The organism is Macellibacteroides fermentans, from assembly GCF_013409575.1.
In the GTDB taxonomy this organism is placed as follows: domain Bacteria; phylum Bacteroidota; class Bacteroidia; order Bacteroidales; family Tannerellaceae; genus Macellibacteroides; species Macellibacteroides fermentans.
In genome coordinates this window covers 138,683-153,937 of record NZ_JACCCY010000002.1, presented here as the reverse complement: position 1 = coordinate 153,937, position 15,255 = coordinate 138,683, and the positions used below count along the sequence as shown (strand labels likewise).

Below are 15,255 nucleotides of genomic sequence, written 5' to 3'. Positions count from 1 at the left end.
AGTTTTTTCCCTTAATTAGTCATCGTTTGTTCCGAAGGAAATTCACTTCAGCATTCCGGGCTTTTTTCTCAAGAACAAGCGGCTCATTTATCATGTTTTCAAGTTGTTTCTCCAAAGTTAAAATTGAGCTGGATAGCCTTTCTTTTGTAGCCTTGTCTCCTTCAACATAGGACTTTCTTAAAGAAAGAAGCTTTTCACTCTCTTCAACTATCTGTCGATTCAAAGCGGAAGCTTTTTCATAATAACTTCGGGCTTCCGGACTTTGGAAATCATCCAGAGAAAAATATACGACCTGATCAACAATCACAAACTCAAAATCTTTTTTAACCTCACTTACTCCAGACCTTATCTCTTTATGTGCAAGATCAATTAGTTCTTTATAGTTAGCAGATGCTTTCCATGAATCCTTAATTGAATATATAGCTGCACGGGAACGTTTCAATTCAAGATCATCGGTTAGCAACCTTTTCCGATCAGGATTCGGAATAAAAAGATATACGCAGATTTTCCCTTCCGGTTGAAAGCGATCGGAAACAAACCAACCCAATTCTTTCGATTCATCAATAACCATCATGTAATCGTTGGAGGGAGAATTGAAAGGCATTCCCAACTGTTCGGGGACTAAATAGCTGTCCGAACTAATATTGTATCTTGTTACAAACAGGTCATATCCTCCTAAGGTCCCATTGCCAGTACTTGCGTAATAAATTGTCACTCCGTCAGACATTACAAACGGATAGTTTTCATTATTAGCACTATTAATTGTCATCGGTAACATCTTCTTGTCTCCCCACTTATCCATTAATTTGGATTGAGTGAATAAGCAAAACTGATTCTCAGGAGTTTTTTGTGCATAAAAAATCTTATCCTGTTTCTGATTCATATAAACAGTTGACTCCGATGCATCTGACAGCTGAAAAAAATCAGAAAAAAGCATCAACGAACCACTCTCCTCACTTAGCTTATAGGCAGTGAGGAATGCTTCCTTATCAACTACCAAACTATCAATTATTTCAACATCTTCAGTTTTCTCCATCATTCGGAGTGCATTTTTCACTTGTTCAAGTCTTTGTTCCCATGGAAGCGTATCTTGTTTTTTCTTTGCAAGCAAATCAATGTATTCCTGAAACATCTCTTCCGATTCTTCAAAACGATAGGTATCGTAACATAACTCCCCCAGGTAACGAAAAGCTTCCTGAACATTACGTTTGGCAGCTACCCGTAAATATTTCTCGGCTTTCTCTTTTTCTCCCGTTTCATACAAGCATACACCATACCACTGGTTATAAGATGAATTGCCAGGAGTCCGTTCAACTAACTTCTCAAAAGCAGGTTTAGCTTCTTCAAATTTACCTTCGTTATATAACTTCTTTGCTTGATCAAGGCTTTGAGCTGTTAATACGCTGCTTAACAACGTCATACCTGACACAAGAAAAAGTTTTAAACACATCCCATTCATTTTGCCTTGACTTTGTTTATGGTTACAGAGATTCAAAGATATGAATTTTTTTGTTCCAGCATACAGGAATAACTAAAATAACCTGCAACCTTCCCGATTAAATTGCATAAATTAACATGTTAAATGCAATTGAGCTCTAAAAATCAATCCTTTTTTTTCTAATTTTGCGCCCGAAAATAAACTATGGCTATAAAAACTGAAGAAGAACTTCTATTTCGCAAAATAGAAGCAAAAATACAAAAAGCAATTTGGGAATACGACCTCATTGCAGATGGAGACCGAATATTAATTGGACTTTCGGGAGGAAAAGATTCACTTGCCTTAGTCGATTTACTGGGGAGAAGGCAGAAGATATTCCGTCCGAAGTTTGAAGTTGTGGTAGCTCACATCATAATGGAAAATATACCCTACAATGCAGATCTCGACTACTTGCGTGGATGTGCTGAGGAACATAATTTACCCTTTGTAGTTCATAAAACGTCATTCGATCCGACGACTGATAAGCGCAAATCGCCTTGTTTCTTGTGTTCATGGACACGTAGAAAGGCGCTGTTCGATATTGCCAAGCAGTATAAATGTAACAAAATAGCATTAGGACATCATCAAGACGACCTATTGCAAACCCTGCTTATGAACATGACTTTCCAAGGAGCATTCGGCACGATGCCTCCCCGTTTAAAAATGGATAAATTTGACATGACACTGATCCGTCCGCTCTGCTTGGTTGAAGAGAAAGAATTGATCCGGATTGCTGAATGGAAAGGATATAAGAAACTTTTAAAAAACTGTCCCCATGAGTCGACATCAAGCAGGCCCGACCTTAAAGGAGTCCTTGCCAGACTTGAAGAGATAAATCCCCATGCCAGATATAATTTATGGGGAAGTATGACACATATCCAGAAAGATTATTTACCCCGTAAAAAAGAGATATAATGCAAGGAGCTATAACAATCGTACTTTTGATTCTGTCCAATGTATTTATGACATTTGCATGGTATGGTCATTTAAAGATGAAACAACAGTTCAGTTGGTTTGATTCACTTCCGCTACTTGGTGTAATCGCTTTCAGCTGGTCCATTGCTTTCCTGGAATATTGTTTCCAGGTACCAGCTAATCGTATCGGATTTCGTGAAAACGGAGGTCCGTTCAGTCTGATTCAGCTAAAGGTTATCCAGGAAGTCATCACTCTTGTCATCTTTATGATATTCAGTTCGATGGCATTCAAGACCGAATCCTTCAAATGGAATCATGCTTTGGCTTGTGTGCTGTTGGTCTGTGCCGTTTATCTGGTGTTTAAGAAGTAGTATACACAATAAAAAAGACTCCCTCAGATTTATCAATCCGGGGAGTCTTTATCATAATGAGGTAATTATTTCACAAATGGTGCATTCAATAAATATTCAGCACAACCTTTTACTCCGTCAAACTGAGACATTCCGGTTCTTAAACCTTCCAATTCAACAAAATAATCCTGGATGCCATTTGCATACGCCTGTTTGAAAATCATTTCGAAATTCATCATTCCTGATTGACCTAATACAGCACGATCTTTAATATGCAACACTTTAATCCGGTCCGGATGTTTTTTAAGATATTCAACCGGGTCATTCTGGCCCATCACGGTCCAATATACATCCATTTCAAAAAACACTAGAGAAGGATCTGTGTCTTTTAAAAATAAATCATAAATCTGATCACCTTTAGGTATCCAAGGATTACCTGCCTGAGCTGCATCCTCTGGTTTTACCACCCTTTTAAATTCCATATTATGATTGTGGTAACCGAATGGAATTCCAGCCTCTTTCACAATTTTACCCGATTCATTGAACACCTCACAAATAAAGGCTGCATCCTCATGCGACTCACATTTGGGCATCATAGGTTGGATTAAATATTTAACTCCAAGCTTGGCATGATCGGCTGCAGCAACTTTCCAGAATTCCTTTATTTCATTGAAATTTGCCTGCGAAAATTCTCGAACCGGTGGATTTACATGAGAACTGGTAATCTTCAATCCGGCATCCTCCGCCATCTTTTTAAATTCCATCATGTCGACCGTACCGATCTTACCCTTATTGTATCCCGCAAGTTCGAGATTGGTGTAACCCATCTGTTTGAGTTTCTTCATACCTCCGGGTACATCCTCAAACAATTCCTTTCCCAACGAATAGGTTTGCAAACCTATATTTTTTGCAGCTGCGGCTTTAGAAGAAGTCGTAGTAGATGCGTGTAATGAACTAACATTGCCTGCCAGCAAACCTCCGGCAGTCAAGAAAGAAACATTTCGTAAGAAATCACGTCTGTTACTCATACTGTTATTGAGAATTAATTATAGACTATATGGTCTTCTGTATTCATATTCATACAACCGGTGTGCAGCAGCCTCTTTATCGTTGATAAAGCTCAATGTTGCAGGATTCCATTTTACCGGACGATTCAATTCACGTGCAATGTTAGCTAAACAGCAAAGAGTATTGGTACTGCATCCAACTTCAACCGGTGCAATTGGGTTCTCACGGGAACGTACACAGTCAATAAAATTCTGCATATGCGGAGAGCTGGTTTCGTAGCTGCCAGCCATACCACCTTTAGGTTTATTTCCTTGTTTTTCTGCCTGTTTTTTCATCTCTTCCCATCTTTTCTTCATCTCTTCCATCGTAAGAGGACGCTGACCGGCAAGTTCGGCAGGAACTTTCGACTTATCTGAGCAGGCAAGATAACCACGTGCCACCTCAATCCAGCCTTTATCGCCGATAAACTTTATACCTTGTGCTCCATCATTACCTTCCAGGAAGGGCTGTTCTGTCATTACAATACCATTCTGATATTTCATTGCTGCATAAGTTGATCCGTTATAGCCGGCAGGAATAAATTCAGTCGGACCAGATCCGTCCATTCCTATAGCAGCCTGAGCAATATCAAACATGTGAGCACCCCAGTCAGCCGTATATCCGTTGCCGGTTTCCTGATACCATCTCCAGGCACCCCACAGTTTTTCATTCTGTTCCGGATCTACAGTTATAGGAGGACACAAATCAGGATGATAATGAATCTTTGGATCATTAAGTGGTCCCATCCATTTGTTCCAGTTTAAATTTCCAGGAACAGGCATTTCAGGTAAATCCAATGGTTTGGGAGGCGCACCAACTCTTGCATAAATCTTTTCGATATGACCAATAGCTCCGGATTGAACCAATTCAATCGCTTTTTGGAATTCCTTGCTTGATCTCTGTTGACTACCTACCTGCAACACGCGTTTATTTCCTCTAACGGCCTTTACCATTTCAAGACCTTCACGGATAGTAAAAGCTAATGGTTTCTGGCAATAAACATCTTTCCCGGCTTGTGCTGCATGAATGGTATTAAGAGCATGCCAATGGTCGGGTGTAGCAACCTCAACGGCATCAATATCTTTACGTTCCAGCAAATCTTCATAAAACTCGTACATATCGCAACGGGGAGCCATGCTCTTGGCGGCTTGCCATGTTTCAATTCTTTTCTTGAAACGTAATTGTTTTAGTGAATCCACATCACAACAGGCAGCAACCTGTACGCCCGGACATGCAGCAAAACCGGCAAAATCCGATAAAGCCTGTTGCCCCAATCCAATAAAACCTAACACAACACGGTCACTTGGAGCAATACGTACTCCGGCCATTTTCCAGCTGGGCAGGATCGTGAGACTGGCTAGTCCCAAAGCAGATAAACCCAAAAATTCACGACGGCTTACTCCTTTTTTAGTGTTTTCCTTCATGGTAATTCATTTAATAGTTTGTTAATAGTATCCTTGTAGGCAAAAATATAGTCACAAAGTTATCATTATTGTTTTAATAACCTAAAGGAAATAAGACAAAAAGAGAGTGCCTGAAAGAGTTTTGACCTATGTCAAAATAAAATAAAAATTAATGGAGTATGCAACATACAACATAAGCCTATTTTTATGTTCTTTGCAAAAAGACTATTGTTTTCCTTAAATTCATAAGATCAATGACTTCGAGAAGAGATTTTCTAAAACAGGCCTCCCTGTTGGGTGTAGGACTTACCGCTAGTCCTTTTATTATTAAAGCCGGGGGCAGCATTGCTCCAAGTGATAAAATCCGTGTTGGCTTGATTGGCTGTAATGGAATGGGGTTCGAAAACCTCAAAGCATTTCTGCGTAACCCGGAAGTTGAATGTGTGGCTCTGGCGGATATAGACCAGAATGTGTTGCAGAACCGAGCCGCCGAAACCGAAAAGATTTCTGGTAAACGGGTAAAGAATCTGTATAAAGATTGGCGCGGACTAATCGACAATAAAGATATAGACGTGGTGATTGTAGGAACACCCGACCATTGGCATTGCCTGCAAATGGTGGCTGCTTGTCAGGCAGGCAAAGATATTTATTGTGAAAAGCCTTTGGGCAACAGTATTGAGGAATGTAATATAATGGTTCGGGCGGCACAAAAGTATAACCGGGTGGTTCAGGTTGGACAATGGCAACGCAGCGATCCTCACTGGCAAGATGCCATGCAGTTTGTACACAGCGGCAAACTAGGGAAGATACGTACTGTTCGCGTATTCTCATATCAGGGATGGTGTCCATCCATTCCGGTATTGGCCGACGAACCTGTTCCGGCTGGTGTTGATTATGACATGTGGCTCGGGCCGGCTCGTAAACGACCTTTCAACCGAAACAGATTTCATTTTACCTTCCGTTGGTTCTGGGATTACGCTGGAGGACTGATGACCGACTGGGGTGTACATTTGCTTGACTATGCTTTGTACGGAATGAACGTTACAGCACCTAACTCCATTATGGCTTCGGGTGGTAAATTCGGATATCCGGATGATGCCTGTGAAACTCCTGATTTACTTCAAACCATATATACATTCAACGACTTTACTGTTATGTGGGATCATGCTATTGGAATTGATGACGGAGCCTACGGACGGAACCACGGATTAGGATTTGTTGGCGAAAACGGCACTTTGGTATTAGATCGTGGCGGTTGGGAAGTAATTCCTGAGCGGGTAAACGGTAATACACGCATGGAGGCTGTTCCTTTAAAGAAGGCCTACGGTGAAGGAGGTCTCAATCTACATGTAAAGAACCACCTGGAGTGCATCAAAAGCCGCAATCGGAATTGTAATGCCAGCATTGAGATTGGGGCTCATATCGCCAAGTTCTCTCAATTGGGCAATATTGCTTACCGAACCGGCAAAAAATTAGTCTGGGACGGGATTCGTTTTACGAACGATGAAGCAGCAAACAATCTGTTGGTTCCCAACTACCGTTCACCATGGGAACTTCCTAAAATATAACCAGATTCCCATACCTATTTAATAAACAAGGGTTGCCAATAAGCGGGCAACCCTTTGTTTGTATCGTAAAATAACATCAATCATTCACAATCTATAGATATCATTGATGTTCCGGTCTTAATAAATCATTTACAGTTTTAACCGGATTGAATGTTTCAATCGGCACTTCAACAAAAACTGTATTCCAGTCACTCATAGCACCATTCCACAGACCTGGCAATTCAAGGGCTTTAAGTTCCCGTCCATCCTTGGACTTCATTGAAATAAATCCAGTATTTTTATCAACAAAATCAGGCAGATTAAACTTTTGTCCGTTGTGATCCTTTAATGCACAAACCAAATCAACAGGATTAAAGTGTGTACCTTTTTCGAACATTTCTTTTTTACGGGGATCGGCAAGATCAATCTGCGAACTTTCCAGTATCTGCGGAGAGTAAGAACCATCCTCATTGAATGCAAGAAATGGCCCACCGCCGGGCTCTCCCACATTCTTAACCATACCGCAAACACGAATCGGACGTATCAGCTTTGATTTAATATAAAGAATAAGCTCTGCATCTTCCAGGTTTTTCATTTCCGGATGTTTTATACATAATTCGGTCTGCAGAAAGCGAATCATCTCTTCTACCTGAGCGTGTGTATATTGTCCGCTTTCAATCAGATGCAGATAGCGGAATATTTTCTTCTGTAAAGTTACCAACACTCCAGCCAGCACCTTCTTATAGATAATTGTGGTACATTTAAAAGAATCAGGCACCACGTTATCAATATTTTTAATAAAAACGATATCTGCATCCACATCATTCAGATTCTCTATCAAAGCACCATGTCCTCCGGGACGGAAAAGTAAATTTCCTTCCTTATCTCTGAACGGTTGATTTTCCGAATCGGCAGCCAATGTATCAGTGCTGGGCTTCTGTACACTGAAAGAAATATCATACCGAACCGAGAATTTATTTTCATATGCGGGAACTTTTGCAGCAACCAGTTGCTCAAATAAAGCCTTATGTTCCGGTGATACTGTAAAATGGATATTTACTTCTGCAGCATTATTTTTGGCATACATGGCTCCTTCTGCCAAATGTTCTTCCATAGCAGTGCGTACACTGGCAGGATACGTATGAAATTGCAACAGGCCTTTCGGTAGCTGGCCGTAATTAAGCCCACCTGACGACAACAGATTATTTACTACTGCCTTATACTCTTTATCAGACAATAACTGGGGGATGGTACGTTTTTCATTTTTCAGACATACAGCATCTAAGGCGTTATAAAACGCAAAAGAGGTAAGACCTGCAAAAAACTTTTCCATAAAGGGGGAAAAAGGTTCATTCGAATCCGAATCCAGAAATTCATAAAGGTCTTTAAACATCCGGCTGGCTGCTCCCGAAGCGGGTACAAACTTAAGAATACGCTTATTCTGATTCAGATAGGCATCCCAAGCCTCCATGTAGCCAACCTGAGCCTCTTTATCAATTACGCTGATTCCCTTTTCAACTGATGCCGAAGCCATAATTTCAAGAAAAGGAAATCCTTTTCTGAAACAGTCAAGTTGTTCTTCAATTTGCTTCTCGCTTATTCCCTTTTGGCCGAGCAAAGCCAAGTCTTTCGTACTAAGCATAGTATATTGTTTTTAATAATTACAGTCGCCGTAACTGAAAACGTGTCATCCTATAAATAATGCAAATGTATCAAAAATACCATTAGAGATACCTCTGTTTTCAAGGAAAAAAGATACTTTTACAAAAGTTTACAGCCTGTATAGGCCTAATAAGGCAAAACAAGAACAGTATGAATACACAAGCATTCTTTACACCCGAAGAAAAGAAGGAATTTCTATTTAAATATAGAAAGCTGCTTCAAAGCATTCACTTCTCTCTCCAAAAAGATGATGTCCGAAAAATGCGGAACCTTATTCAACGTACCGTTTCGATGGATTGTTATGGGAGAGATAAAAACGGAATTAACGGACTGCTGCGAAATATTAATACGGCACTTATCGCGACTTCGGAAATCGGACTGAAACGAACACCCATAATTGCCCTCTTGCTTTATCGTACCGTACTAAAAAAAGCACTCACTCTGGAAGAGATTGAGAAGGAGTTTGGTCCGGATGTAACTCTTATGATCAGCCGGCTACTTAAAACATCCGATCTTTATGCACGTAATACGGCTGTAAATTCGGAAAACTTCCACCACTTGCTTTTATCATTTGCCGAAGATGTACGGGTGATTCTGATCATGATTGCCGACCGTCTGCATATGCTCCGAATCGGCAAACAGTTTAAAGATAACAGCGACCGGGTACGTATCGCCCTTGAAGCCTCTTTTTTGTATGCTCCGCTTTCTCATCGCTTGGGATTATACAGCATCAAAAGCGAAATGGAAGATTTGTCTCTAAAATATACAGATCGTAAAACATACGATTATATCAAGCAGAAGCTGAACGAGACCAAACGTTCTCGCGATGCTTATATCGCAGAGTTTATCGCACCTATTGAGCAGAAGCTCAAAGAGGCGGGTTTCAAATTCGACATTAAGGGCCGTACAAAGTCAATCCACTCCATCAATAACAAGCTTAAAAAACAAAAGATTGATTTTGAAGGGATATACGATTTGTTTGCCATCCGTGTGGTTCTTAATACACCAGTTGATAAGGAACGTTCCGAATGCTGGCAGGTATTTTCTATCATTACCGATATGTATCAACCGAATCCGGAGAGAATGAAAGACTGGATATCCATTCCCAAAAGTAATGGTTACGAGAGTTTACATATCACCGTGATGGGCCCGCAAAACAAGTGGGTGGAAGTTCAGATCCGGACAAAACGTATGGATGAAATTGCGGAACGCGGACTGGCTGCACATTGGAGGTATAAAGGAATTAAAGCAGAAAACGGACTGGATGAATTCATGAATACGGTGCGGGCCGCTCTCGAAAATAAAGGAGCCAATTCCAGCGAACTGATGCAGGATTTCAAACTTGACCTGTATTCGGATGAAATATATGTGTTCACCCCTACCGGTGAACTGATTAAATTACCTAAGGGAGCCACCGTACTCGACTTTGCGTTTTCCATCCACACCAAGTTGGGAAGTAAATGCATGTCGGCCAAGGTAAATGAGAAAAATGTTCCTATCAAATATGTACTTCAAAATGGAGATACAGTAAATATAGTAACCTCGCCAACCCAAAGTCCCAAAAGAGATTGGCTATCCTTTGTAACTACATCCAAGGCACGTACTAAAATCAAGCAAGCCCTGCGTGAAGAGGCTGCTAAGACAGCCGACTTCTCGAAAGAGATGTTGCAACGGCGCTTTAAAAACCGTAAGATTGATGTGGATGAAGGTACGTTGATGCGACTAATCAAGAAAAAGGGATACAAAACTGTTACTGATTTCTATCTGGATATATCGGACGAACGTTTAGATCTGAACAATGTAATTGACGAATACCTGGATCTGGAACGCAAGGAAAAGGAGATATATGAGCACAGCGGACCTAAAAGTGCCGAAAACTACATTACAACGACCGAGGTGGAAGAAATATCCAACCGTCAGGATGTTCTGGTAATTGACAAAAACCTTACGGGCATTGAATACAAACTAGCCAAATGCTGTAACCCTATTTACGGCGACGAAGTATTCGGGTTTGTCTCCACCCAAGGCATTAAAATCCACAGGATGACATGTCCAAATGCCCAAGAGATGTTCAGCCGCTTCGGATACCGTATCATCAAGGCTCGGTGGAGTGGAAAAAGCAACGCAGGTTATGCTATCTCACTCCGGGTTGTTGGAAGGGATGATATTGCCATTGTAACCAACATTACATCGGTTATCAGTAAGGAGTCCGGGGTTACCCTGAGGTCATTCAATATCGACTCGGTTGACGGACTTTTCCAGGGCAATTTTACCGTATTGATACGTGACACCAATATGTTGAATGTGTTGATAAAGAAAATAAAAACAGTAAAAGGAGTAAAATCCGTCGAAAGACTCAATTCCTAAATCATAACAAAGCCCTGTTTATTCTTCGTAAACAGGGCTCTTTCTCTTATTTTATCAAGCAAGACTACTTCGTTACAGGTTTTAATCCCATTGCCTCTGCTTTTTTCATCATATACTTATAAGCGGCATCGTATTCATTGGGAATAACTCCATCTAAAATCGCATCCTTAATAGAAGATTTAATCGCCCCCACCTGAGCACAAGGACCTAAGCCAAACACCTCCATTATTTCTTCACCGGAAACAGGCGGCTGGAAATTTCTCACCCGATCTTTTTCTTCAATGGCTGTCAGCTTCTCTCTCACCAAACGAAAATTATTCAGGAACTTACGGACCTTCTCCGGATTTTTACTTGTAATATCCGCTTCACAAAGCTTCATCAGGTCATCAATATCATCCCCGGCATCAAAAAGGAGTCTGCGGATAGCCGAATCAGTCACCTCATCATCAGCCAAAGCAATCGGACGCATATGCAGACTTACCATTTTCTGGACATATTTCATCTTTTCATTCAAAGGAAGTTTCATCCTTCGGAAGATACCGGGCAGCATCTTCTCCCCAATAAAATTATGGTTATGGAATGTCCATCCCAATCTCTGATCAAAACGTTTGGTTGCAGGCTTGGCAATATCGTGCAAAAGCGCACTCCATCTCAACCACAGATTATCCGTATTGCGAGACAAATTATCAAGTACCATCAACGTGTGTGAAAAGTTGTCCTTGTGACCTATACCCTCTTTTGTTTCCACACCCTTCAAGGCATGAAGTTCAGGAAATATGATTGGCAATAAACCACAAGCATCCAGTAAAACAAATCCGACAGATGGCCGGGGAGACAGAATAATCTTGTTCAATTCATCAATGATTCGCTCTCTGGATATTATATCAATTCGCTCTTTATTACGTTCAATTGCCTCAAATGTGACCGGATCGATATCAAATCCCAGTTGAGTAGCAAAACGTACTGCCCGCATCATTCTCAATGGATCATCGCTAAAAGTGATATCGGGATCTAAAGGCGTGCGGATAGTAAGCCGGTCCATATCACCTAACCCATCAAATGGGTCTACTAATTCTCCATACCTTGATGCATTCAAACACAGAGCAAGGGCATTGATCGTAAAATCGCGCCGGTTCTGGTCGTCTTCCAAAGTTCCATCTTCAACAATCGGTTTACGACTGTCGCGAGTATAGGACTCTTTACGGGCTCCAACAAATTCAAGTTCAATATCTCCTAATTTAACCTGAGCCGTACCGAAATTCTTAAAAACAGAAAGATGTGCATTGCGTCCCATTTTTCGGGCAACAGCTTTAGCTAATTCTATACCACTTCCAACAGCAACAATATCAATATCTTTGGACGGACGGCGTAAAAATATATCTCTCACATACCCCCCGATCACATACGCTTCCAGCCCTAATTCGTCGGCTGCTTCGCTTACTTGTCTGAAAGTACGCGAGGAGAGATGTTTATCTATTACTTCTTTATCTATATACATGCAGTATGTTCAATACTTTTGAGGGTACAAAGATAATTAAATTCTTCCATTGCTGCTAATTCCCCATTTTCCAATATCTTTGCATTTGGAACGCATTAATAATCAAATACAATGAAAAAGTTAATAGCAGGATTGTTTATCGCCTCACTGACGATGAGTTGTGGCAATACTGGAGAAGAGGCAAAAGCACGTCTGGCAAAAGCGCAGTCCATGTACGAAAACAATGAATTATTTGCCGCAAAGAACGAAATTGACAGTATCCGGACACTGTACCCAAAAGAGTTCGATGTATTGAAACAAACCCTGTCGCTGATGCGCTTGGTGGAGATCAAGGAAAACGAACGCACAATTGCCTACTGCGACAGCCTGCTCCCCATAAAAACAGCAGAATTAATTGCGATTAATAAAGATTTCGTATTTGAAAAGGACAGCTTATACGAAGAAGTGGGTAACTATATATGGAAGCAACAGACCATTGAGAAAAATATAAACCGTTGTTATATACGTAGCGGGGTAAACGAAAAAGGAGAAATGTATCTGGCAAGTGTTTATTTCGGAAACACTCCTATCAATCATACCAGCATAAAAGTAAGCATTAAGGATGGTTCCTATGCAGAAACTGCCAGTATTCCTTTCGATGGAGGATTAAATTATCGTTTCAAGGATTTGGGCAATACAACAGAAGTCGTAACATATAAGGCAGAGAAGGGTGAAGATGCTGTAAAGTTTATCGCATCCAACGAAAAAGAAAGGATTAAGGTAGAATATACCGGAGGAAAGCCATTTACCATCTACTTAGCCGACAGTGATAAAAAAGCGATAACTTCAACCTATGCATTTGCCATTGTTCTTTCAGATATCAACCGGATGAACAAAGAGAAACAGAAAAGTGAACAACGACTTGCTTACCTGAAACAAAAAACAGCAACAAACTGAACTCTCTGAGAATTGAATATTTGAAACCAGTCTGGCTCTAGGGGGCAAATATAGAAATATGAAAGGGGAATCCGTAGGGACTCCCCTTTTTGAATGATCACCAAAATACCACCGCTTTATTTGACAATCACCTTTGTTGAAACATTTCCTTTAGTACCTTTCACCAGTACAACATAAACACCCCGGTTAACAGGCGATAAAACAGTCTGTCCAAACTCAGGTTTACTATTATACACTATCTTGCCAGCCATATCAATGATTGAAACTGAAGTAACATCTTCAGTCACCCCATTCAAATAAATAGCACCATCAGCAGCATATACACTCATTCCTGTATAAAGCTCCTCAATACCGGTAATTAAAGCAAATTCGGCCGATACGGTAATGTCCAGAACATCGACAGTTAGTTGACGTTCTGCATCCGTATTACCATCCCACCATTTCTTAAATTTATAATTGGGTTTTGCATAGGCATTCAGAGTCAACACAGTCCCCCTATCAACAGATGAACCCGAATTAATAAAACGATCGTTATCCTTAACCGTTATTTCGCCATTAACAGGAGGAGTAATCGTAATAAGTTGTTTACCTTTCGTAAACGTAACCGCAATGGAAGTAGCACCTTCCACCTCTTTCAATACTGGGAAAGCTGTAATATCATCTACCGAAGTATTGTTTATTTTAAATGAAGAAACAACATATGTATCGGCCGGATCGGCATAAATATACAAAACTGTTCCTTTAGCAATCAACGATCCGGAAGATACCAAAACATATGCTTCATTTGAACCATCAACAACACGCCTTCTCACAGTAAGTGTCCCGTTTTCAGGCTGTGCGAAAGTAATCGCATATTTAGGAGCCACATAGGTAAATACAGCCTGAACAGTTACAGGTCCGGAGACCGTATAGGTAGAGCCACTTGTCAGATCTTCACTATTAACAGTAAGCGATGTTAATTCATGTTCTGCTTGTGGGGTAGCAGTAACTGTAAGCTGAGTACCATGCTCAACCAAAGCTCCCGAAGTTAGCTGAGTACTTCCTGCCATTACTGTAATAGTTCCATTAGTTGGAGGAGTAATGGTAAGTGTATATTTCTTCTTTACAACCTCTGTACTAATTTCCAAATCGGTTGTCAGACTTGAAACTACTGTTGGATTGGCAGTTGACTCGGTTGTACCCATTATTGTTTTTGAAAACTCATAGCCCAAATTAGGTTCTACCTTAACGGTAAGTTCTGTCCCATCCTTTACCTCCAATTCATCATGATAAGGAGTCGAAGCTGTAAAAGTTGTATCTTTTGCGGTACTTCCCAGGGGAGCCGTAAAATGAACCTGAACAGTAGAATTAGCAGGCTTTGAAATCTTAACACTATGTACTTTCACAACGGATGCTACAACAGTACGGTCACTTGTCATGGACGAAATAGAGACAGGATTAGAGGTTGTATTAGTTCCTCCAATTGACAAGTGCTCAAAAGCATATCCGGAATCTGGAATAACGGTTAGGATTACGTGCGTACCATCTTTTACTTTCAACACAACATCCGCCTCACTAGAAGAATCGTACGATTCTTCTAGTACTTCTGTACCAACCGTCGGACTAGGTATATAGCTTACTTTCACAGTACAATTTACAGGTTTAGTGATTGTAAGGCTACGCATACGAACAACAGAAGAGGATATTGTAATGTCACTTTCTACACTTGTAATGGTATGAGGATTATTTGTTACCACAGTCTCTCCAACCATTATTTTCTCAAAATCATAGAATTCATTAGGTATTACTTCAACAATCAATTGCGTACCATGAACAACCAGCAATGATCCGTTATAGGTTCCAGATTGTGTAAGAACCGTATCTTTTTGTGCAAGCGTAACTGCAGAGGTAAAAGTAACTTTTACAACTGAGTTTTGAGGTTTGACAACTTTGACCGTATCAAGTTCAGGGGGTGTTACTTCCGCAAATACGGCAAATGGAAGCAAACATAGCAAGAAAAAGGTAAGGAGTAAATTTTTCTTCATAATTGGGTGATTTAGAGTATGCACAAATA

Annotated in this window: 11 protein-coding genes; 5 read left to right on the top strand and 6 right to left on the bottom strand. The window is 40.6% G+C overall.

The genetic code is table 11. From position 1 onward, the window contains the following. Positions 1–19: 19 nt before the first annotated feature. Positions 20–1,420, bottom strand: a complete 1,401-nt coding sequence (locus F5613_RS05715) for a tetratricopeptide repeat protein (RefSeq protein ID WP_246303382.1) — start codon at positions 1,418–1,420, stop codon at positions 20–22. Between the two features lie 222 nt (positions 1,421–1,642). On the opposite strand from F5613_RS05715, the gene F5613_RS05710 reads away from it, so the two are divergent. Next, positions 1,643–2,392, top strand: a complete 750-nt coding sequence (locus F5613_RS05710; protein WP_179399053.1) for a tRNA 2-thiocytidine biosynthesis TtcA family protein — start codon at positions 1,643–1,645, stop codon at positions 2,390–2,392. After that, on the top strand, positions 2,392–2,763 hold the full coding sequence (locus F5613_RS05705) for a DMT family protein (protein WP_079683814.1): 372 nt from the start codon (positions 2,392–2,394) through the stop codon (positions 2,761–2,763). The genes F5613_RS05710 and F5613_RS05705 overlap by 1 nt, the downstream gene beginning before the upstream one ends. A gap of 65 nt (positions 2,764–2,828) precedes the next feature. On the opposite strand, the gene F5613_RS05700 is transcribed toward F5613_RS05705, so the two are convergent. Together F5613_RS05700 and F5613_RS05695 are read right to left on the bottom strand one after the other, a co-directional pair. Further along, entirely contained in the window at positions 2,829–3,770 is a 942-nt protein-coding gene (locus F5613_RS05700; RefSeq protein ID WP_079683813.1) for a sugar phosphate isomerase/epimerase family protein, read from the bottom strand. An 18-nt stretch (positions 3,771–3,788) separates the two neighbouring features. Beyond that, positions 3,789–5,213 (bottom strand): Gfo/Idh/MocA family protein, encoded by a 1,425-nt coding sequence (locus F5613_RS05695; RefSeq protein ID WP_079683812.1) that lies wholly within the window; start codon positions 5,211–5,213, stop codon positions 3,789–3,791. A gap of 233 nt (positions 5,214–5,446) precedes the next feature. Here F5613_RS05695 and F5613_RS05690 point away from each other — a divergent pair, with 233 nt between their 5' ends. Further along, complete coding sequence (locus F5613_RS05690; protein ID WP_179399052.1) at positions 5,447–6,760, top strand: Gfo/Idh/MocA family protein; 1,314 nt, start codon at positions 5,447–5,449, stop codon at positions 6,758–6,760. Positions 6,761–6,860: 100 nt separating this feature from the next. On the opposite strand, the gene F5613_RS05685 is transcribed toward F5613_RS05690, so the two are convergent. Then, a complete protein-coding gene (locus F5613_RS05685; RefSeq protein WP_179399051.1) occupies positions 6,861–8,381 on the bottom strand; it encodes a DUF4301 family protein in 1,521 nt (506 codons plus the stop codon). A 170-nt stretch (positions 8,382–8,551) separates the two neighbouring features. Here F5613_RS05685 and F5613_RS05680 point away from each other — a divergent pair, with 170 nt between their 5' ends. Beyond that, a complete protein-coding gene (locus tag F5613_RS05680) occupies positions 8,552–10,768 on the top strand; it encodes a RelA/SpoT family protein (RefSeq protein WP_179399050.1) in 2,217 nt (738 codons plus the stop codon). Positions 10,769–10,832: 64 nt separating this feature from the next. On the opposite strand, the gene F5613_RS05675 is transcribed toward F5613_RS05680, so the two are convergent. Then, positions 10,833–12,266 (bottom strand): CCA tRNA nucleotidyltransferase, encoded by a 1,434-nt coding sequence (locus tag F5613_RS05675; RefSeq protein WP_179399049.1) that lies wholly within the window; start codon positions 12,264–12,266, stop codon positions 10,833–10,835. 111 nt (positions 12,267–12,377) lie between these two features. On the opposite strand from F5613_RS05675, the gene F5613_RS05670 reads away from it, so the two are divergent. Further along, a complete protein-coding gene (locus tag F5613_RS05670) occupies positions 12,378–13,202 on the top strand; it encodes a hypothetical protein (RefSeq protein WP_179399048.1) in 825 nt (274 codons plus the stop codon). Positions 13,203–13,318: 116 nt separating this feature from the next. On the opposite strand, the gene F5613_RS05665 is transcribed toward F5613_RS05670, so the two are convergent. Then, the gene (locus tag F5613_RS05665; RefSeq protein ID WP_179399047.1) at positions 13,319–15,226 is read right to left on the bottom strand and encodes an InlB B-repeat-containing protein; all 1,908 of its coding nucleotides are present in this window, start codon (positions 15,224–15,226) and stop codon (positions 13,319–13,321) included. Positions 15,227–15,255: the final 29 nt, after the last annotated feature.

Bases quoted from the DNA above. Each gene is read 5' to 3' on its own strand.
- F5613_RS05715 (WP_246303382.1), bottom strand. From the start codon at position 1,420: ATGACGTTGTTAAGCAGCGTATTAACAGCTCAAAGCCTTGATCAAGCA.
- F5613_RS05710 (WP_179399053.1), top strand. From the start codon at position 1,643: ATGGCTATAAAAACTGAAGAAGAACTTCTATTTCGCAAAATAGAAGCA.
- F5613_RS05705 (WP_079683814.1), top strand. From the start codon at position 2,392: ATGCAAGGAGCTATAACAATCGTACTTTTGATTCTGTCCAATGTATTT.
- F5613_RS05700 (WP_079683813.1), bottom strand. From the start codon at position 3,770: ATGAGTAACAGACGTGATTTCTTACGAAATGTTTCTTTCTTGACTGCC.
- F5613_RS05695 (WP_079683812.1), bottom strand. From the start codon at position 5,213: ATGAAGGAAAACACTAAAAAAGGAGTAAGCCGTCGTGAATTTTTGGGT.
- F5613_RS05690 (WP_179399052.1), top strand. From the start codon at position 5,447: ATGACTTCGAGAAGAGATTTTCTAAAACAGGCCTCCCTGTTGGGTGTA.
- F5613_RS05685 (WP_179399051.1), bottom strand. From the start codon at position 8,381: ATGCTTAGTACGAAAGACTTGGCTTTGCTCGGCCAAAAGGGAATAAGC.
- F5613_RS05680 (WP_179399050.1), top strand. From the start codon at position 8,552: ATGAATACACAAGCATTCTTTACACCCGAAGAAAAGAAGGAATTTCTA.
- F5613_RS05675 (WP_179399049.1), bottom strand. From the start codon at position 12,266: ATGTATATAGATAAAGAAGTAATAGATAAACATCTCTCCTCGCGTACT.
- F5613_RS05670 (WP_179399048.1), top strand. From the start codon at position 12,378: ATGAAAAAGTTAATAGCAGGATTGTTTATCGCCTCACTGACGATGAGT.
- F5613_RS05665 (WP_179399047.1), bottom strand. From the start codon at position 15,226: ATGAAGAAAAATTTACTCCTTACCTTTTTCTTGCTATGTTTGCTTCCA.